Origin of the sequence: Paenibacillus sp. Soil724D2 (genome assembly GCF_001427935.1) — a bacterium.
In the GTDB taxonomy this organism is placed as follows: Bacteria; Bacillota; Bacilli; order Paenibacillales; family NBRC-103111; genus Paenibacillus_E.
Genome location: NZ_LMRY01000046.1, coordinates 1 through 20,561 on the forward strand (window position 1 = coordinate 1; position 20,561 = coordinate 20,561).

Annotated in this window: 16 protein-coding genes and 1 riboswitch; of the genes, 4 read left to right on the top strand and 12 right to left on the bottom strand. The window is 46.1% G+C overall.

Annotation, left to right across the window (positions count from 1 at the left end):
* Window positions 1-263 precede the first annotated feature (263 nt).
* From ASG85_RS29840 to ASG85_RS29850, 3 genes are all read right to left on the bottom strand, one after another.
* Complete coding sequence (locus ASG85_RS29840) at window positions 264-1,841, bottom strand: UDP-glucose--hexose-1-phosphate uridylyltransferase (protein WP_060648624.1); 1,578 nt, start codon at window positions 1,839-1,841, stop codon at window positions 264-266.
* A gap of 85 nt (window positions 1,842-1,926) precedes the next feature.
* The gene (gene galE, locus ASG85_RS29845; protein WP_060648625.1) at window positions 1,927-2,913 is read right to left on the bottom strand and encodes a UDP-glucose 4-epimerase GalE; all 987 of its coding nucleotides are present in this window, start codon (window positions 2,911-2,913) and stop codon (window positions 1,927-1,929) included.
* 1 nt (window position 2,914) lies between these two features.
* Complete coding sequence (locus tag ASG85_RS29850) at window positions 2,915-4,096, bottom strand: galactokinase (protein WP_060648626.1); 1,182 nt, start codon at window positions 4,094-4,096, stop codon at window positions 2,915-2,917.
* A 234-nt stretch (window positions 4,097-4,330) separates the two neighbouring features.
* Between ASG85_RS29850 and ASG85_RS29855 the strand changes: the two genes are divergently transcribed.
* Window positions 4,331-5,188, top strand: coding sequence for an AraC family transcriptional regulator (locus ASG85_RS29855; protein WP_060648627.1), 858 nt, complete (start codon window positions 4,331-4,333; stop codon window positions 5,186-5,188).
* 567 nt (window positions 5,189-5,755) lie between these two features.
* Window positions 5,756-6,520, top strand: a complete 765-nt coding sequence (locus ASG85_RS29860) for an SDR family oxidoreductase (protein WP_057302820.1) — start codon at window positions 5,756-5,758, stop codon at window positions 6,518-6,520.
* A gap of 138 nt (window positions 6,521-6,658) precedes the next feature.
* On the opposite strand, the gene ASG85_RS38315 is transcribed toward ASG85_RS29860, so the two are convergent.
* The 7 genes from ASG85_RS38315 to ilvA form a co-directional block, all read right to left on the bottom strand.
* The gene (locus ASG85_RS38315) at window positions 6,659-6,796 is read right to left on the bottom strand and encodes a hypothetical protein (protein WP_156389934.1); all 138 of its coding nucleotides are present in this window, start codon (window positions 6,794-6,796) and stop codon (window positions 6,659-6,661) included.
* A gap of 566 nt (window positions 6,797-7,362) precedes the next feature.
* Entirely contained in the window at window positions 7,363-8,346 is a 984-nt protein-coding gene (locus ASG85_RS29865) for an ABC transporter permease (RefSeq protein WP_057302819.1), read from the bottom strand.
* A gap of 1 nt (window position 8,347) precedes the next feature.
* The gene (locus tag ASG85_RS29870) at window positions 8,348-9,427 is read right to left on the bottom strand and encodes an ABC transporter permease (RefSeq protein WP_057302818.1); all 1,080 of its coding nucleotides are present in this window, start codon (window positions 9,425-9,427) and stop codon (window positions 8,348-8,350) included.
* Entirely contained in the window at window positions 9,420-10,961 is a 1,542-nt protein-coding gene (locus ASG85_RS29875) for an ABC transporter ATP-binding protein (protein ID WP_057302817.1), read from the bottom strand. The genes ASG85_RS29870 and ASG85_RS29875 overlap by 8 nt, the downstream gene beginning before the upstream one ends.
* Before the next feature lie 129 nt (window positions 10,962-11,090).
* Window positions 11,091-12,164: a BMP family lipoprotein gene (locus tag ASG85_RS29880; protein ID WP_057302816.1), complete on the bottom strand. Its 1,074-nt coding sequence runs from the start codon at window positions 12,162-12,164 to the stop codon at window positions 11,091-11,093.
* 258 nt (window positions 12,165-12,422) lie between these two features.
* Window positions 12,423-13,961, bottom strand: a complete 1,539-nt coding sequence (locus ASG85_RS29885; RefSeq protein ID WP_057302815.1) for a putative bifunctional diguanylate cyclase/phosphodiesterase — start codon at window positions 13,959-13,961, stop codon at window positions 12,423-12,425.
* Window positions 13,962-14,045: 84 nt separating this feature from the next.
* A riboswitch (cyclic di-GMP riboswitch) is annotated at window positions 14,046-14,134 on the bottom strand.
* Between the two features lie 62 nt (window positions 14,135-14,196).
* A complete protein-coding gene (ilvA, locus tag ASG85_RS29890; RefSeq protein ID WP_057302814.1) occupies window positions 14,197-15,453 on the bottom strand; it encodes a threonine ammonia-lyase IlvA in 1,257 nt (418 codons plus the stop codon).
* 167 nt (window positions 15,454-15,620) lie between these two features.
* Here ilvA and ASG85_RS38785 point away from each other — a divergent pair, with 167 nt between their 5' ends.
* Window positions 15,621-15,779, top strand: a complete 159-nt coding sequence (locus ASG85_RS38785; protein WP_164484190.1) for a hypothetical protein — start codon at window positions 15,621-15,623, stop codon at window positions 15,777-15,779.
* A gap of 149 nt (window positions 15,780-15,928) precedes the next feature.
* Here ASG85_RS38785 and ASG85_RS29895 read toward each other — a convergent pair whose 3' ends face one another.
* Together ASG85_RS29895 and rluF are read right to left on the bottom strand one after the other, a co-directional pair.
* Window positions 15,929-18,292, bottom strand: coding sequence for an S-layer homology domain-containing protein (locus ASG85_RS29895; protein ID WP_057302813.1), 2,364 nt, complete (start codon window positions 18,290-18,292; stop codon window positions 15,929-15,931).
* Window positions 18,293-18,577: 285 nt separating this feature from the next.
* Complete coding sequence (rluF, locus tag ASG85_RS29900; RefSeq protein WP_057302812.1) at window positions 18,578-19,288, bottom strand: 23S rRNA pseudouridine(2604) synthase RluF; 711 nt, start codon at window positions 19,286-19,288, stop codon at window positions 18,578-18,580.
* A gap of 260 nt (window positions 19,289-19,548) precedes the next feature.
* On the opposite strand from rluF, the gene ASG85_RS29905 reads away from it, so the two are divergent.
* Window positions 19,549-20,172, top strand: coding sequence for an NAD(P)-dependent oxidoreductase (locus ASG85_RS29905; RefSeq protein ID WP_060648628.1), 624 nt, complete (start codon window positions 19,549-19,551; stop codon window positions 20,170-20,172).
* Window positions 20,173-20,561: the final 389 nt, after the last annotated feature.

A 20,561-nucleotide genomic window follows, 5' to 3' on the forward strand; every position in this document is an offset into this window, starting at 1 on the left:
ATACGAACAACCTCCGGCTAATTTCATTGTATTTTCTTAGCCTAAAAGTGTCCAACTTAATTAGGGGGCTTTATAGAATTGTTGCACTTTTTACAACAGTATTCTACCGCGAATGAATGAATCGATGGTCTCTAGCATACAACATCCTGACCTTTTTAAGAAGAAATTAAGGAAATTGTTGTACACAGTACAACTTGCTTTTCTAATTCTCCAATTTTCAAAAACAAAAAACTCCCCAGTCTAATTGACCAGAGAGTTCCAAATTACAACTGCGCAAAGCCAGCAGCTGCCAAAAACCGTCCAAAAGCCGCTTGACCGGCTTCATCGCGCTTGAATACGCCTGCGTCCAGCAGCACGTCCATGAACTTGCTGCCGACTTCGGCCTGCAGCACCGCATTGGCTGCGTCCTGCGGCAGCGCCGCGCCGTGCTTCGCGAGCAGCGCTTCGATCCATTCCGCATGCTTATGCAGCGGATGGCCGGCCTCTTCGCGGATCTCGCGGCCGAATGCGGCTTCGCCGGTGAGGAGCTTGGCGATATCCGCAAGCTCTTCTTGCAGGCGGCCTGGCAGCACCGCCAGCCCCATAACCTCAATCAAGCCGATGTTCTCCTTCTTGATGTGGTGCAAGTGCTGGTGCGGATGGAAAATCCCATCCGGATGCTCTTCACTGGTGCGGTTGTTGCGCAGCACCAGGTCAAGCTCGTACTCGCCCCGTGCATTGTTGCGGGCGATCGGAGTGATCGTGTTATGCGGGACCCGCTGTCCGTCCTTCTCGCTGAAGGCGAGGACGTCTGCTTCCGCATCACTATAGGCGCGCCAGTCTTCGAGCAGCTTGCTCGCCAGCTTATAGAGCTGCTGCTTGTTGTGCCCGCTCAAGCGAAGTACTGACATCGGCCACTTGACGATGGCGGCCTTCACACCGGCAAACTCAGCATGTGAGTATGCTTTCTCACTTGGTGCTTTTTCCATCGGGAATTTATGGCGTCCGCCTTGGAAATGGTCGTGGTTCAGAATAGAACCACCTACGATCGGCAGATCCGCATTCGATCCGATGAAATAATGAGGGAACTGATCGATGAAGTCCAGCAAACGGTAGAACGTATGCGCCGTCGTTTTCATCGGAATGTGTTTCTCATGGAAGATGATGCTGTGCTCGTTGTAATACACATACGGCGAATATTGGAAGTACCACTTCTCGCCATCCAATTCCAGTGGAATAACACGCAGATTTTGTCTCGCCGGGTGATTCACACGACCTGCGTACCCTAAGTTATCTACGCACAGTAGACACAAGGGATAGCTGCTTTGCGGCAGTGTTTTGAGCAGGGCAATTTCCTTCGGATCTTTCTCCGGTTTGGAAAGGTTGATTGTGATTTCGAGATCGCCATACGTTGTTTCGGCCAACCAGTAGGCATTTTTCTGAATGCGATCCATCCGAATATAGTTGGAATCGATGGATTGCTTATAGAAGTAATCCGTCGCCGCCTCAACGTTTGTTGTTTTGGCTGTGTTCCAGAATTGATGCACGACCTCGGATGGACGAGGCATCAACAGCCCCATAATCCGTGCGTCCAACAAATCACGGTACGTTGTCGTATTCTCTTCCAAGAGGCCTGCCTCGAAAGCTGCATCGAGCAGTTCTTCTAGCAAGGCAACCGGACTGCTTAATTTCTCTATCGGCAATTCGCCTTGATAAGGTTCAGCAAGACCGAATAAATCAAGTAAAGCATTGCGAGAAGTATATACATCAAGTTGCTCAACCAGCCCATTTTGTATGGCGAACTGAAGGAGCCTTTCTATGTTCAACGCTGCATGCTGCGGCGCTTTAACTGTCCGTTCCATGTGCCACGTTCCTTTCTACAAAACAAGCCTTTTTTCAGCTCTGTTCTGCATTGTTCTGCATTGTTCGGCACTTTTCTGCCTTACTCTACTCTTCGTATCCGTTCGGATGATTTTGGTGCCAGTTCCACGCGCTCTCGATAATGGATTCCAAGGAATCACGTGTTGGTTTCCAACCAAGCTCAGCTCTTGCTCGCTCAGAGGAGGCAATTAGCGTCGCTGGATCTCCGGCTCTACGCGGTTCGATGACAGCAGGAATCGCATGTCCGGTTACTTTACGGGCGATTTCGATAACTTCTTTGACTGAAAAACCTGTGCCATTGCCTAAGTTGTAAATATTGCTTTCTGCTCCGCCACGCAGCTTCTCAACCGCAAGAACATGGGCGCTTGCCAAATCGCTAACATGAATGTAGTCGCGTACACATGAACCATCTTCTGTTGCATAGTCTTCTCCAAAGATGGAAATATGCGGTCTTTGACCTAGAGCCACTTGAAGAATGATAGGAATCAGATGCGTCTCTGGGCTATGATCCTCCCCGATTTTGCCACCGGCATGAGCGCCAGCCGCATTAAAATAGCGAAGCGATACATATTTGATACCATGCGCAATATCGAACCATTTCATCATTTTTTCCATAGCCAGCTTCGTCTCGCCATACGTATTTGTCGGCAAGGTGCGGTCGCTTTCTAGGATTGGAATATTTTCAGGCTCACCATACGTGGCAGCCGTAGAGGAGAAGACGATTTTCTTCACACCGTATTGCGTCATTTTCTCAAGCAAGCATAGCGTTCCGTACACGTTATTGTGATAGTATTTCGCAGGATTGGTCATGCTTTCGCCAACTAACGAATTCGCTGCAAAATGGATGATAGCATCGATACTATTCTCAGTGAAAACCGTATCCAGAAATTCGCCGTCGCGCAAATCCCCTACATACAGCTTGCCCCCAAGCACCGCGTTTCTGTGCCCTTGCTGCAAATTATCAACGATAACGACTTCTTCCCCTTTGGCAACCAGCTCCGCTACCGCATGAGATCCAATGTAGCCCGCACCGCCTGTTACTAGAATAGCCATTTTACAATGCCTCCCCGAGTTGCTCGACACCATTGCCGATATTACAAACGTAGAAGCTTGGTGTCAGGCCCGTTTTCTCCGTATATTCTTTGCCCACTAGATCGATAAATGTCTGTATACTGTCCTCGTGAACTAAAGAAACCGTGCATCCTCCGAAACCTGCGCCTGTCATACGTGACCCAAGCACACCTGAAACCTTCAGTGCAGCTTCTACCATCGTATCCAACTCTACCCCTGTTACTTCATACAGATCACGAAGCGACTCATGCGACCCGATCATCAGCTTACCGAAAGATTCAAGGTCGTTCGCTTCCAGCACCTCAATCGATTTCAGCACACGGTCAATTTCTTCAATAACATGCTGCGCTCGTCGGCGGATGGTTTCGTCTGGAATAAGATGTTTAAATTCGTTAAATTGCGCAAGGTTCAGTTGACCAAGCAAAGTGATCGAAGGAAACTGCTTTTGCAAATAGGTCACAGCCTGCTCACATTGGCTTCTTCTCTCATTGTAAGCGGAGTCTATCAGACCTCTGCGTTTGTTCGTATTCCCAATAACCAGCTTGTAGCTGCCGCTTTGAAAAGGCACATGGCGATACTCAAGCGTGTCGCACATGAGCAGAATGGCATGATCTTTTTTGCCATTGGCTACCGCGAATTGATCCATGATGCCACTGTTGACGCCAACGAATTGGTTCTCTGTTTTTTGAGCGAGCAATGCGATTTTCACGGTATCAATCGGATACTTTTCAAGTGTTAATAAGCCAAAAGCTGTAACGACTTCAATGGAAGCCGAGGACGAAAGTCCGGCACCATTCGGGATTTCACCGTGGAACAAAAGATCATAGCCCCGCGTAACAGGGAAACCTTCTTTCGCCAAGTGAACGAAGATCCCTTTCGGATAATTGATCCAGTCGTCCTCTTCTTGATAGGACAAGTCATCTATGGAAATTTGTTTACGAAGTGCCAGGTTTGTCGATGCAAATCCAATTACACGATCTTGTCTTGGACGAATGATCATAGTCGTTCCGAACGTTAACGCTGCTGGGAAAACATAACCGCCATTGTAATCCGTGTGCTCACCGATCAAATTTACCCGACCTGGAGCATGAAAAGCTGAAATTGCCGTTGTAGAATTCCCGTAAATTTCAATAAACGTGTTTTTTAGAGCTTGCAAATCTGCCATTGTGGCACCGCCTTTAGTGGATTTAGAAGAGATTTCGCTCGTCATCTGAGGATGATGGAGTCGTTTATGTTTGGTATCTTTGTAACTTCAGTATACGAGAAGAACGCGTGATTGGCTATGGAGGCATGTTATTTCCACATGGAGAAATGTGATCTCAAGTTCACTACTTTTTTAATAGATTTATGATAAAGTTAAGCTATATGAAGATGCGTAGATCGGAGATGAAGAGCAGGCATGCCAAAGTCGGAGAGCTATTACGTTGTATCGAATCCATTGCCTTCCCAGGAAAGTGAATTAACCGTGTTGTTTGCGGGTGAGAGTCAGACGAAGCCTGAGCATCGGTTAGGCCCCAAAGTATACGACTACTTTCTGATTCACTATGTGATATCGGGTAAAGGGGTATTCTCTTCGCAAGGTGAAGAGTACGAGCTTGGCGCCGGAGACAGCTTCGTCATCGAGCCTGAACAGCTCATTAGCTACGTCTCCGATGAGACTGATCCGTGGCATTATTGCTGGATTGCTTTTACAGGTACGCAGGCCGCGGCGTTGGTTGCTTCAACTGGATTGAATCCCTTGCAGCCCATTATCCATACGAAGCGCAACCGCCACATCCCTGTCCTTTTTCGCCATATTCAGCAAGCCTTAAGATCCAAAAAAGCGAACGCACAGCTGAAGTCCATCGGATACCTACATTTGTTACTCGGTGAATACTGTGAGACATTGTCTGCTTCCACACTAGCCGGCGTGGTCACGGAAGCAGAGAGCGACCGCATCGTGCAGCAAGCGATTCACTACCTGTCCACCCAATACGCAGAGCCTATCACCATTGAGCTGATGGCCGAGAGTTTGGGCTACAATCGCGCGTACTTATCGCGCATGTTCAAGCGCCATACCAAGGTAACACCTGTCACGTTTCTTCTCAAACTGCGTGTGGATAAAGCTCGCCTGCTGCTTCGAGAACGGCTGGAGCTCACCATCGAACAGATTGCATCATCCGTAGGTTTCTACGATCCGCTTTACTTCTCTAAGCAATTTCGACGCTGGTACGGCGTCTCACCAAGCGAGTATCGGAATCAAATCAAATCGCTTTGATTTGGTCCATGATTCGTTGGGAAAATCAGCCGCGAGCCCTCCTCAGTAATCGAGCACTCTTTTTTTCAAGCCAATATCAACTGAAGCGGAAATGACACATCACCATTGAGAAGGAGCTGTCCACAAAGTCATATTTGTAATATTTAGCTCCCACTTTCAGAATATTCAAAGCCTGAATGCTATTTCCATTGGATTATCTCCAATAAAAGCACGAATTCCGAGGCATGAGAGTGGTTTCCATTGGAAACTGTCCAACCTGCACTCGAGCCAATGATTCGCCACCCTCGCAAGCATCAGACAATACCTTTCATGCAGTTCCTGAAGCATGTTCACTAGGGGGTACTGATACTATCGGCCCCCCACTCCCAAACCTAAATCTTCCCACATTGATCGTAAAATTATACCTCCGAATGGCGTCTTTTGTTCGCATTTGCTAATGAGAAAGCAAGATATCGAAAGGGTGGTCGATTAACCTTTCACAAGGCAGGAATTTGGAATGAGAGAGCAACATTTCGAATGCCATCCTGTGATAAAACTAAACATGAAAACATTTAAGGAGATGAGGATATGAGCATGTTGAAAGGTAAAATAGCTTTAGTAACGGGTGCAAGTCGGGGTATTGGACGTGGGATTGCTTTGCGTCTAGCGCAGGATGGCGCCATTGTAGCCGTACATTATGGAAAGAATTACGATGCTGCAGAGGAAGTGGCTCGCGAGATTAAGCATAAAGGCGGCTCCGCCTTTACACTTGGTGCTGACTTGAATGCCGTAAACGGCGTTCGCGATTTATATGCGGGTTTGGACGAAGCCCTCGAGAAGCACACTAGCAGTAATCAGTTTGATATTCTTGTCAATAACGCTGGAATCGGGCAAAGTGGAACCATCGAGGAAACGACAGAACAATCTTTTGACGAAGTCATGAACCTTCATGTCAAAGCACCGCTATTTCTTATCCAGCAAGCATTGCCTCGTCTAAGAGACGAAGGGCGCATCATCAATATTTCTTCGGCTGTTACCCGTTTGGCTTTCCCTAATTTTCTGGGCTACAGCATCTCGAAAGGTGCGCTCAACACACTCACTTTCGTCTTAGCACAGCATCTTGGGAATCGCAGCATTACAGTGAACGCCATTTTGCCCGGTATCATCGATACCGATATGAATGCCGGAACATTGCAGGATTCGGGTGGGCAGCAGTTCGCAGCCGGTCTCTCCCCTTTTAACAGATGGGGGCAGCCTGAAGATGTGGCCGATATCGCCGCCTTTCTTGCCTCTTCAGACAGCCGCTGGATAACGGGGCAATTGATTGATGCAAGCGGCGGATCTCATATGTAAAACCCTCTGCTGTATTATGCTATGATAATTGCCGAGGGAACGCCGATTAGATATTTGACAAAAAATACCATAAATCATGAGGAAGAGGAACGTCGATGCGTTATTTCACGTTTTTTGCCTTCGAATCGTTCATATTGATCAAATAGTGACATCTACTTCCTCTAATCTGATTTCTAGCGCAGATTTCCCAAAATAACGAATCGACGTTCCGCTAACTAGTGGTCGGGTAACTCCCCCTTGCAATCGACAGCATTCTTCGCGTTCGAATCTTGTCATAACAAAGCACCTCACCGATTGTCGGGTGAGGTGCTTAGCCTTTAGACGTTTGAATTGTTATAGATAAGAGACCGTCGATTCATTCATCCAATCTAACTTTACATTGAGGTGTCTTACACCGGGATCTATCGTCAAATATGCCCAATTGAGGCTGCTGGTTGAATAAATATTCGCAGGTGAATAATGTTGTAGAAAGTGCAACAATTGCTGCCTAAATCTCGACTTTCTCCCGTTGTTGTTGCATCATGTACAACAATTTGGTCCTATATAGGCCATTTCGCAACATATGGACTCAAAATGTTGTACAAAGTGCAACTTCAAGTTGTGAAATAGCCTTTTGGCGCGCAAATTGTTGTATGAAATACAACATTGGTAACCACTAAAGCCAATTTACCCTCACGGAAGCTGGTTGACTCTAATAGCGATTTTTGAGTCATAATGAATCAATCGACAGTCTCCAACCATCCAAAATCGCAGAAATATAAACGAGGCCCCTACGATCAAATAAGTAGACAAAAAAAATGCACCGCCTCGGGAATACTCCCATAGCGGTGCATTTTTTGTTTTTATCGTTCACCTGGATCGTAAGGTTCACCAAGAGCTGATGGCGCTTTAGCCCGGCCTACTGCACCTGCCAGTACTAAAATGGTTAGCACATAAGGCAGCATGTAGAGGAATTCTTGCGGAATATTTTTCGAGAATTCGAACAAACGCATGAAGTTGTTGAGCGCCTGCGCCATTCCGAAGAAGACTGCTGCGCCCAGCGCGCCCACTGGATGCCATTTGCCGAAAATCATCGCAGCCATCGCAATAAACCCTTGACCTGAGATCGTGTTATGTGAAAAGGCACTTGTTGTCGTGAGCGTAATGGTCGCCCCGCCAAGTCCGCCTAACAGACCACTAATCAAAACGGCGATGTAGCGAATGCGCTTCACTTTAACCCCTACAGTATCCGCGGCACTCGGGTGCTCGCCAACTGAACGAAGACGCAAGCCGAATGGTGTCTTGAACAGCACATAGTAAGTAACCGCGACAAGAATCAATGCAATGTAAGTTGTCGGATAGGCATTGAAGAATGCATATCCGATATACGGTATTTTGGACAAAATCGGAATTTCCCATTTGGAAAACACATCATTGAGCGTTTCTGTTTGACCAGCACCATTGAACAGCACTTTAACCAAATACAACGTTACGCCTGCTGCCAAGAAGTTAATCACAACACCGCTGATGACTTGATTGGCTTTGAACGAAATCGTTGCTACGGCATGGATCAGCGCGAAAATGAGCGCAAATAACATGGCTGTCAGTAAACCGATCCACGGGGACCAGATACCCATATTCGCCTCTTCTGCATAATAAGCACCAACGGCCGAAGCGAATGCCCCGGAAACCATAAGGCCTTCGATTCCGATATTGACTACTCCCGAGCGCTCCGAATAAATCCCACCCAAGGCTCCAAAGATGAGCGCTGTCGAATAGACGAGCGTCGTGTTGATAAGTTCACTAAATTTAATGAAAAACGCGTTAAGCATGGTGAGCAGGTCCATGTTACGTAGCCCTCTCTTTCTTGCGTTTACTATAGAACGGGATAAGCACCCATTTAACGATACCTTGGGTTGCAACGAAGAAAATAACCGAGCCGATGACAATACGGATAATCTCCGGCGGCACATCAGCACCAAAGCTCATACCTGCTGAACCGTAAGACAATCCGCCGAACAGTGCGGCCCCCAGAACAATCCCTATTGGATTGTTAGCACCTAGCAGGGATACTGCAATCCCATCAAACCCGTAACCTGGGAAGCCTGCTGAAACAACTTGATAGTGGAAAACACCAAGAACTTCAAACACGCCCGCAAGCCCGGCAAAAACACCCGAGATAAACATTGCTTTAATAATGTTCTTCTTCACGTTCATACCGGCATATTTCGCAGCGTCGATGTTATGACCAACTGCACGCAGCTCGTAGCCCTGCTTCGTTTTCCATAAGATGATATAGAATACAATCGCTGCGAGTATCGCAATGAGTGTTCCCCAGTGCATTCTTGCATTCTCCAGCATAGTCGATAGCCATGTGATACTCAGAGATGCCGACTCTTGGATCATGTAGGAGCGCTGCTGCTTCGGCTCTAGAAGAAATTGATTAATGATATAATTCGACAGGAACAAAGCGATCCAGTTCAACATAATCGTTGTAATGACTTCATTAACTCCACGCTTTGCTTTCAAATAGCCCGCAATAGCTCCCCATAGTCCACCAATAAGCGCACCAACGATTACAGCTAATGGAGCATGAATAATCCATGGAAGACCTGTCAATTTGACACCGATAAATGTAGCCCCCGTCATACCCATGACGAATTGCCCTTCTGCACCGATATTAAACAAGCCTGTACGAAATGCGAATGCAACGGATAATCCCGTCAAAATAAGAGGGGTAATCGCACGAATAGATTCACCTATATCATACGAATTACCGAAAATACGAGAAAATAGCGCCCCATAGGCGGCAATCGGGTTATATCCGCCTGCCAGCATCACGAGTGCTCCGAATAACAGCCCAAGTATAATCGCCACGATCGGATTCACCGCTGATTCACTTGTAAAAATGCGAGCAACCTTATTCATGAGCAGCTCCTTTCTCTGTGCGCTTACTGCCAGCCATAAGCAAACCGATCTCTTGATCGTTCGTCTCCTGCGGCAGCACTTCTCCCACAATCTGTCCTTCATAGATAACGGCAATGCGATCCGACACATTCATAATTTCATCCAGTTCAAAAGAAATCAACAGAACTGCTTTGCCTTTGTTCCGCTGCTCGATCAATTGACGATGCACGAACTCGATTGCACCGACATCCAATCCCCGCGTCGGTTGCGCGGCAATAAGAAGATTGGGATTTTTGTATATTTCCCTGGCAATAATCGCCTTTTGTTGATTACCACCTGACAAGGAACGCGCTTTATTGTAGATACTTGGCGTTCTAACGTCGAACTGCTTAATCAACGCTTCCGCATGGCGATCGATAGCTTCATAATTCAAGAAACCAGCTTTGTTATACGCAGGATGAAAATACGTTTCAAGCACCATGTTCTCGCTCATAGTAAAATCGAGTACGAGTCCATGCTTGTGCCGGTCCTCAGGAATATGCGACAATCCAGCCTCGGAGATTTCTCTCGGTGTATAGTTTGTAATATCGCTTCCCATCAGCAGCACACGACCGCTATCAATAGAACGCAGCCCGGTTAACGCCTCGATTAATTCACTCTGTCCATTGCCATCAACACCGGCGATGCCCAGAATTTCTCCGGCTTTCACCTCAAAATTAAGCCCCTTCAAAGCAGGCAAACCCTGCTGGTTTCGCGCGACTAGTTCTTGAACCTGGAGAACGGGTTCTCCAAGCTTCACATCCTGCTTGTTCACTTTGAAGGAAACATCGCGACCGACCATCTTCTCCGCCAGAATTTGCGGATTGGTCTTCGCGATTTCTAAAGAATCAATGACCTTGCCCCGACGAATGATCGTCACGGTATCGGCAATCTCCATAATTTCTTTCAGCTTATGTGTAATGAGAATGATGGATTTGCCCTCTTTGACAAGATTGCGCATAATGACCATCAATTCACTAATCTCTTGCGGCGTTAGTACAGCTGTAGGTTCATCAAAAATAAGAATATCGGCGCCGCGATACAGCGTTTTCAATATTTCCACACGCTGCTGCATGCCGACGGAGATATCTTCTATTCTCGCTTTTGGATCCACTCGCAAACCATATTGTTCCGATAACTTACGTACTTTGTCTTGCGCTGTTTTGTAATCGATTTTCGACCCTTTTTTGGGCTCCATGCCCAAAATAATGTTTTCTGTCACGGTAAATGGCTGAACCAGCTTGAAATGCTGATGCACCATACCAATGCCAAGCTCGATAGCACGATTCGGGCTATCAATAAACACTTCCTTGCCTTGCACTTTAATGTTACCTTCATCCGGCTGATAAAGTCCGAACACAATGTTCATTAGTGTTGATTTACCCGCGCCATTTTCGCCAAGCAAGGCATGAATTTCACCCTTCATCAGCTTTAAACTAATGGCATCATTCGCCACTATTCCTGGAAACCGCTTCGTAATGTTGCTAAGCTCAACAACAGGGACTACTTCACTCATCAGATCACCCTAAGGATCAATTTTTTTAATTACCTCTAAAACTAAAGAACAAGGCTAGTTATTATAACTAGCCTTGTTTGAACAGAAGCAAACCTATCGTTCGTAACCGCAACGCCTTTTATACCTAAATTAAGGTTTTTCAGGAACTTTGATTTCGCCGCTAATAATTTTTGCTTTGAACTCATCCACTTTTTTCAAGATTTCCGCGGATACATTTTTCTTGGAAGTTTCAGGAAGGCCTACGCCATCGTCTTTCAGACCGAGTGTAACCACTTTACCACCTTGAAATTTGTTGTCGATGATGTCTTTGGAAACACGAATAACTGCTGTGTCAACACGTTTCAACATGGAAGTCAGTGTAACTTCATCGCCGAACTCAAGGGATTGGTCTTTATCTACGCCGATAACCCAAACCTTTTTACCGTTTTTCGCGCGGTCTTTCGCCTCGTTGAATACACCATTACCTGTGGAACCAGCTGCGTGGAAAATTACATCAGCGCCATCGTTGTAGATCGTTGCTGCTGCTGCTTTACCAAGGTCTGGCTTGTCAAAAGCGCCTGTATAGTTAATTTGAATTTTAGCATTTGGATTAACCGCTTTAACGCCAGCTACGAAACCAGCTTCAAAACGTTTGATAACCGGGATGTCGATACCGCCAACGAAGCCGATTTTGTTTGATTTTGTTGTTAGACCTGCAACTACCCCAACAAGGTAAGAACCTTCTTGCTCAGAGAATGTTACGGATTCTACGTTTGGAGCTTCAACGACATTATCAATGATCGCTAATTTAGCATTTGGGTTTTGAGTTGCTACTGTTTTTAGCGCATCGCCCATCAAGAAGCCGATACCCCAAGTTAGGTTGTAGCCGTCTTTAACGAATTGGTTTAAGTTAGGCGTGTAATCTGCATCGCCTTTACTTTCAAGGTTTTTCACTTTAACGCCTGTTTGTTTCTCAAGCGCCTTCAAGCCTTCCCATGCGCTTTGGTTAAAAGATTTATCATTGACGCCACCAATATCGGTAACCATTCCGATTTTGAAGTCTTTACCGCTGTTGTTGCTTGGTGCCGCAGAAGCTGTTGCAGCTGCAGAAGTAGCTGGAGTTGCTGAAGCCGCCGGTTTCGTTTCTTCTTTTTTGGCACAGCCGGAAAGAGCTAATGCAGAAACCGTTACAGCCATAAGAGCTGTTGAAAGCATTTTCTTCATGATTATTACCCCCATAGGATCAATTAATTTAAAACCACGAAATCTCACATTGTAGGTTGACCAAAATTAGTTAAATTATGTAAGACTGGCTATAAGCATGAGTGTATCATTTTGAAACCCAAGATAAAAGCGATACACCAGCAAATTAACATAATTCGTTATGTCATACAAGTTGACATGGTCTTTTTGTAAGCCCCTACAATATAGGTTCCAAGCCCCAATTATTTATTATACTACCACTGGTTAATAAAATCTAGATTACCCTTTGTTAATTTTATCGTTCATAAGTCTCATGAATTGTTCGGGTCCTAACGGGCTGCTGAACAGCATTCCTTGCACTTCCGTACACTGCAAAAGTCTCAAGTGCTCCAGTTGTTCTTCTGTTTCGACACCCTTTGCAATTAAATTTAAACCTAGACGGTGAGCCATGCGAATTATGGCAGCAGCCAGCAGCTGATTCTCATCGTCGTCTACCAAATCCCGAATCAATGTGCTATCTAATTTTACGCTATCGAGCGGCATACCTTCGAGCCCGCTTCGTGTAAAAAGACCTGTACACAGGTCATCCATCACGATACGCACTCCGAATTTCTTCAGGATAATCAATTTCTCGCTAGCCTCTTGTACATTGGAAGATGTGATACTTTCCGTAAGGTCCAGCTCCACCAACATGGGATTGATACCTGTTTCTTTCAAAACAACGGCAATTTCTTCAATAAAATGCTCATCTTTAAACTGTGAAGCCGTTACTGCTAAAGTCATTCTCAGCGGTGTGTAGCCCTCGTCCTGCCAGATTCTCATCTGTCTGCACGCCGTTCGTACAGCCCATTTTCCGATAGGTATCATGAAACCCATTTCCTCGGCCGCTTTCTTCCAATCCATACTAGTTGCGAGGAGGTTGTCTCCCCTGCTCCAATGAATGATCGCTTCCATTCCGATTAATTTTCGGTTTGTTATTTCATATTGAGGCTGATATAGGATTTCAAATTGATTGTTGTCTATGGCCAATCGGAGCTCTTTCTCCATGTGAGCTTTGCTCTTCACCATGGCATCGATGTCAGAGGCATAGAATTGGAACTGGTTATGCCCCCGATTCTTGGCCGCATACATCGCTTCATCTGCATACGCCATGAGCTGCTCAGGCAGCTTACCGTCTAACGGATACAACGCTATCCCTATACTAGCCGTTATGGTTACTGGCATTCCATCTAGGATAAAAGGCTCTTCCAGAGCCATTTGAATTCGGGAAGCTACAACTCTTGCATCTTCAGGCTTCGCAAAAGATTCTAGTAATATAGTAAACTCGTCGCCACCTTGGCGGTACACCGTATCCGATCCACGCAGGCAGCCCAGCAAACGTTCTGCTGCAAGGCGAATTAAACGATCACCGTAGGCATGACCTAATGAATCGTTGACATCCTTGAATCGGTCCATGTCCAAGAACATAACAGCCGCCAGTTGTTCATTACGCTGCGCATGCAGGAGCGCCCGCTCCAATCGGTCATTAAACAATCGGCGATTGGGTAATCCCGTTAATGTATCATGATAGGCCAGAAAGGCTAGTTGTTTACTCTTTTCTTCCTGCTCTCTACTAGTAAGAAGCAGTTGCCCTACACTCTTCGCAAAAAATAGACAGATTAGTGCTTGAACAAGCACACTAATGTAAACGTAAGGCGAAAAGGAGAAAGAAGAAGCAGCAAGTAGATTAATGGTCAACAAAAAGAAGCCCAGCACGCCCAAATAGACCAACGTTTGCGCTTTCATATGCTGTATCCACTTAGAAAGTATGCCTCTCATTCTTGAACCTCCTTATTTGATGAAAAAAAGGCTATTCCGAATCGGAATAGCCGTAGGTGTACCTGTCTAGGTAAACTGCAACCTGTCGGCAGCCCAGCCATCATTGTTGCGAGGGCAACCTTAGATCTGCAGCTTTGCGTCCTTACCTTTCGATAAGTTTGCCTTTTACGATATTAAGGGAATAAATGGGACTAATTAACTATATCATATTCATTCCACATTTGGCTATTTTTCCTCAAATAAGCAAGTTAAATAGCTTGGGGTCCTTATTTATTTCTATATAGCCATAATCCTTCTGAGATAGGCGCTCAATAAGACCTTCATAATCATCTTTATTTTTGAGCTCAATGCCGACCAGCGCTGGAGCGTCGTCCCTATTATTTTTTTTCGTATACTCAAATCTTGTAATATCGTCTGTGGGTCCTAAGACTTCTTCCAGAAATTCGCGCAAGGCCCCAGCACGCTGCGGGAAATTAAGGATAAAGTAGTGCTTCAAGCCTTCATACACGAGCGATCTTTCTTTAATCTGCTGCATACGGTCAATGTCATTGTTGCCGCCGCTGATGATACAAACCACATTCTTACCGCGAATCTGCTCCCGATAGGCATCGAGGGCTGAAACTGGGAGCGCGCCGGCCGGCTCAATGACAATCGCGTTATTGTTGTAAAGCTCCAGAATGGTTGTACATTCCTTGCCAGAAGGAACAATGACGATATCCTCAAGCTTTTCTTTACAAATGTCAAAAGTAAGCTCGCCCACTTGCTTCACGGCTGCTCCGTCTACGAACTTATCAATCGTGGGTAAGGTCACGACCTTCCCCTGCTTCAGCGCTTCCGTCATGCTTGCCGCGCCCTCCGGTTCAACACCGATGATACGTGTTCGTGGAGAAACACTATCCACATAGGTTGCAACTCCCGCTGCCAGGCCGCCTCCGCCAATCGTTGCGAAGATATAGTCAGGAGATTCGGGCATTTGATTCATAATCTCGAGACCAACTGTGCCTTGCCCAGCAATCGTGCGGACATCATCGAAAGGGTGTATGAACACTTTATTCTCTTGAGCACAGTAGGCTTTGGCATGGTTAGAGGAGTCATCGAATGAATCACCTGTGAGAATAACTTCAACAAAAGATCCGCCAAATAGCTTAACTTGGGAAATCTTTTGTCTCGGCGTTGTTGTCGGCATGAAGATTTTGCCTTCAATACCGAGTTGCTTACAGGAATAAGCCACTCCCTGCGCATGATTGCCAGCGCTCGCACACACGACACCTGCTTCGCGTTCCTCCGGTGTTAAGCTTTGAATCACATTATACGCTCCACGAATTTTGAAAGAACGGACAATTTGCATATCTTCACGTTTAAGATAAACGTTGCATTCATACAAGTTAGAGAGCAGCTCATTGCGTTGCAACGGCGAAGGTTCGATCACCCTGCTGAGCACATGATTGGCCCTAATAATATCTTCCAAACCTACTTTACTGGTAACAACCATTTTCTCTTACTTCCTTTCTCCGCATTGTGCTATTAAAGTTTTAAAGATTATTGTAGCACAACTCTGTCCGCCTGTACGAAAATAATATTGGCAGCGTTTTTTCCTGTGTTTCACTTCGTGCCCAGCAGGGTATTACATAGCAATACAACTTCAAAGGAGTGGTTCAAATGTCGACTCATCGCGATATCGATATCGAAGAACGCCATGTGGAGAAAAAATCGGATTCCAGTCTAGTTGCTTCTACTTTCATCAAATATGCCGCTTACGTCGTCATCATCTTCGGCGTCCTGTATTTCCTAGTTCGATATGTATTCCCAATGTTCTAGAGCTAGGACGCAATGTCCTTATCAGAGAAGGCAAGATAACATCTGTAGCCCGCTCAACCACAAGAAGCCTCAAACCCACTCATAAGTGGATTTAGAGGCTTCTTTTATTGGTTATGAGAGGAGTTAACTAACTCCCCTCAACAGCTTATTTAGTAATAGTAACGAGGCTGCTCCTGAAGCTCAGACCGTCTTTGCAAGAAGCGGTAAAAGGCGCTGGCCGCCTGTGCTTTCGTCACTTCTTGCTGAGGTACGAATTGTCCATCGTCTAGTGACATAATGTTCAGCCCCACTACAATAGCTGCATCCCCAACATGCTTAAGCTTAGCAGCATCTGTGAAATTGCCATTGAAGATACCGTCGAACTTCGTCAGGCTCTTGTAGCCAAGCGCCTTCACGATCAGCTGTGCCATTTCTTCACGATTCATAGCTGCTTCTGGATTAAATTCAGCACCTACATCTAGTAAACCGCGATCAACCGCATTTTCAACATAGGCAAAATAAGGAGAAGATTTGCTCACATCGGCAAATGATGCCTTCCGTTCTGCCCCGTAATAAATACCACCGTTACCGCCATTCATGGCAATAACGAGCATTTTGACTAACTCACCGCGTTGAATGGTTTGGTCTGGATTCACTTTGCCATCCTTCACGTCCAGCGCTTGATAATCAAGCATAAGCTGAAGCTCATTTTTAGCCCAGTGATTGTCAATGTCGCTTACTGTCACTTTGTCCAAGGACATTACATCACCTGTTTCACTATTCCGCCATTGACCGGTTTGCGCATCCAAAAGGAAAGGTTCACGGTTGAACTTAGGAACGAGTGAATAGACAAGCTTTGCATCTAATTTCCCGTCTGTCTTCAGATCCATGGATTGCGGGACATCCCCAGCTGCCACCATCACTCTGTATTTCTCCAGGGGAATTCCACCGATGAACCCGCTGCCTTCGGCCACATAATTTAACTTGATGTCAAACTGCGCGAGCCAAAGATCCTTGGCTTTATCAATGGCCAGCACCTGCGGCTTTTGCTGTGGATAAGGCAGATTGCTGATGGAGTAGTGATAACCAACAATTTGGCCGGTCACACGATCGATACTTACCGTTACTTCTTCATTCCCGGCATTTACACCATCGATCACGCGTTTAAAACTAATATCCCAATTGCGCATATGCTTCAGCTGATCTTCGGAATAATTTTTAGCCGATTGTACTTGAAGCGACAACTGATCGGTATAAGCAGGAAGCTGCTTTTTCACAAAATCAACACCGGTTGTTATCGCATCTTCCAAAGCAATTTTACCTTCTATCTCTTTATCGGCGTCAGGTCCGTAAGGGATGTAGCTGTTGAAATTTGTAATCTCTCCTGTCTTGCTGTTCACGCTAGCCCATGCGCCTTTACCGACGATTTTAACTTTGGAATCCTTCTCAGACGCCTCATTCCAACTTAAATTCCAATTTGAGATGGTTTCCCCTGTTTCAGGGTTGGTCGATTCATTATAGGATGCTTCTTGGATTTTGTAGTCGGAGGACAGGTTGAAAACCGTTGTCACCTTCTTAATCGCCTCTTCCTTAGTCAGGTCCAAGGTAGCAGGCGGCTTAGCAGCCAGTGGCTTGTCGGTTAAGGGCTTATTCCCCTCAGCATCTTCCATCCCTTTGACGGGGCTCCAGACCTCACCAGTTTCTGCATTCAAGGAAAAGCCGCCCAGCATGTAAGAAATAATCGGCAATTTCTTGCCTTTGGCACCGTATGGAATCTGGTAAAGCAAAGAAAGATTCGCCTTATCGCGGAACATTTGGGCAGCTTTCTCCTTAGAAATCGGCGTTACATTTTGCTGAAACGCGACATTGTCATCCCAGTTATAGTTATAATTCGTAACCTGTCCTTCCCCATTGACGACCACACTAATACCATTGGGAGCAAAGGGCACACCGCCAACAGATCGATCGAATCGAATATTGTACTGATAATTACCATTCAGCGGCGTTCGAAATGCATTTTCCTCTGAATCATTATAAACAAGCTCCTTCTGCTTCTCTGGGTTCACTTTGCCAATAAAGGCAGAAGCGGCGTCCTTGGCAGCTTTGAAATCCACCTTCGGCGGATAGCTTGGTTTGTGCTCAGGGTCATTGTCATTCATGGAAAAGGAGGTCAACGTTCCGTCCAATCCGTTAATCGATACGTTTAAGGAACCGTAATTCCGATCTTTCACCATTTTGGTGTAATTAATGTTCCACGTCGGGATATTCCGGCCATTCATGCTGTAATAAGCATTTAGACTAATAGATTGAAATGTATAGCCTTCCGGCACCGTTATGTAGGTCTTAGCTCGTTCAATGGCTTGTTCTTTGGTAATTTTGGCATCCAACTGCTTATCATCTTTTCCGGGAAATGCAGGTAGCGTGGGAGCTATGGACGTACTTCCTACAGCAGCTTCAGCCCAAACCCCAGGCGCAGCAGTGAGCAGCAGTGTCGATGCGAGTACCAATGTTCCTGCTTGTTTGATTAATTTCAAAGTCATCTTCCTCCTCAACTTTTTACGTTCCTCAAAACAGCTTTAATTCTTTAGAAGCATAGAGATTCCATAATAATCCTTGACGTATAAAACTGGAAAAAAGTTGCTTTAGGAAACTCGATTACTGCTATATATTTTTATTTACACGAAATGTCACTAGATCGAAACGATTTAAGGCTAAAAAACTAGGATTACTCAACAAAAAACACATATCTGAGCACCCTTTTATCGAATGCCAAACATGTGTAAAATTTCACTGCAATTATTACTACAACAGGTTATGGCTCATCTTGATTGGCTGTTCTCTTTGCTAAGTGTATGCATTAAATCCTGCATTTCACCTTGCGTCAAATTCCGCCATTTACCAACCTTCAAATTGCCCAGATGGATATGCATGATCCGAACCCTCTGCAGACGCACCACCCGATACCCGAACGCTTCGCACATCCGGCGAATTTGGCGGTTAAGCCCTTGTGTGAGAATGATTCGGAAAACGCGGTCACCAACTTGGTAAATCTCACAAGGCTTCGTCATCGTGCCCAGAATTCGGACCCCGCTAGCCATTCCTTGCAAAAACATCGGTGTAATCGGTCGATTGACCGTCACGATGTATTCTTTATCATGGTTGTTCTCCGCGCGCAGAATCTGGTTCACAATATCTCCGTTATTGGTCAGAAGGATAAGCCCTTCGGAATCTTTATCCAGTCTGCCGATCGGAAAAATGCGCTCTGAATGCCCGACGAAATCAACAATGTTGCCTCTGATATGCGCCTCTGTTGTACTTGTAATCCCCACAGGCTTATTAAGTGCAATATAAACATGCTCCTTCTTCTCGCCAATCGGTCGACCATCGACCCGAACTTCATCCCCAGGGCCAACGACACTCCCCAGTCCGGCAACCTCACCATTAATCGTAACGCGCTTCGCCTCTACCCACTTGTCCGCTTCCCGTCTGGAGCAAACACCGGTTTCGCTAATAAATTTATTAATTCTCATGCTTGGGAAATTCCCTTCTATGCCGTAATTAAGTACCTACTATTATGCTGGATTCGCTTACTCGGTTCAAGTAGCGTTCAAAGGGGTCGATGCAGGGAACATATTGTAATAGATTCCTACCCCATCTGAACAAAGGGATGGGGTATCTATCATGGAAGAGAATACGAGCACGAGCTCTTTTTGGTATGCGAGGAAATTTCCTCCCTCAGTGTGATAAGCGTATAATAATGATAACCATTAACGAAACAAGGGGAACCACCGTGCATATTCTCATTCTAGGATCCACAGGTAGAGTAGGAAGAAGAATTTTGGAAAAAGCACTAGCGGACGGATACGAAGTCACTGCACTCGTTCGAAGCCTAGAGAAGCTCAAAGGGATTCACTCCGAAGGCTTAACTATTCTTCAAGGGGACGCTCGTAACGGTGTAGATCTACTGGCTGCCCTCCGCGGGGCGGAGCTGGTCATAAGCTGCCTCGGCACCGATGGCGGCACGGTGCTGACCGAGTTTACGCCTCATCTCATTGAGGCAATGAAGACACACGGCGTGAGCCGAATAGTCACTGTCGGTACAGCCGGCATCCTGCAAAGCAGAGAGCATCCCGGCTTGCTGCGCTATGAGGCGCCGGACTCCCGGCGCTCATCAACGCGGGCGGCCGAAGAGCACCGCAGAGCGTGGGAGCAGCTCGCCGCCTCGGGATTAAGTTGGACAGTCGTCTGTCCAACTTATTTACCCGACGGCGAGCCACAGGGACAGTACCGCGCCGAGCGGGACTATTTGCCCGAAGGCGGAATGTCCATCTCCGTAGGCGACACCGCGGCTTTCACCTACCGAGTCGCTCTCGCGGGAGAGTATGTGGGGTGTCGGGTGGGGATTGCTTATTAGCGGAACGGAGCAGGGCAGAACGGAGCAGAACAGAGCAGAGCGGAAAAGAACAGAGCAACAGAGCAAACAAAATATAACACACGTTTTGCTGCGTCCTTGGTTGTGAGTGATTTATGGTTGGGGCAAAGCAATCTATGCCCGAGAGACGTAATGCTGAAACAATTACTTACCCAGCCGTGTGATTGTTGTACTTTGTACAACTTTAGACAAGCTAATCCTCTGTTGTCCGCACGATTGTTGCAAAAAATACAACAATTTTAGCCTAAAGTAGCTCTATAGCCTATAAACGGACTAAATTCGGTCTAACCCCCTAATACTGGACACTAGTCGACTAAAGCAACAGATTACTTATTAAATTGCGAGTTTAAACGGCTTTACTTCATTTTTCT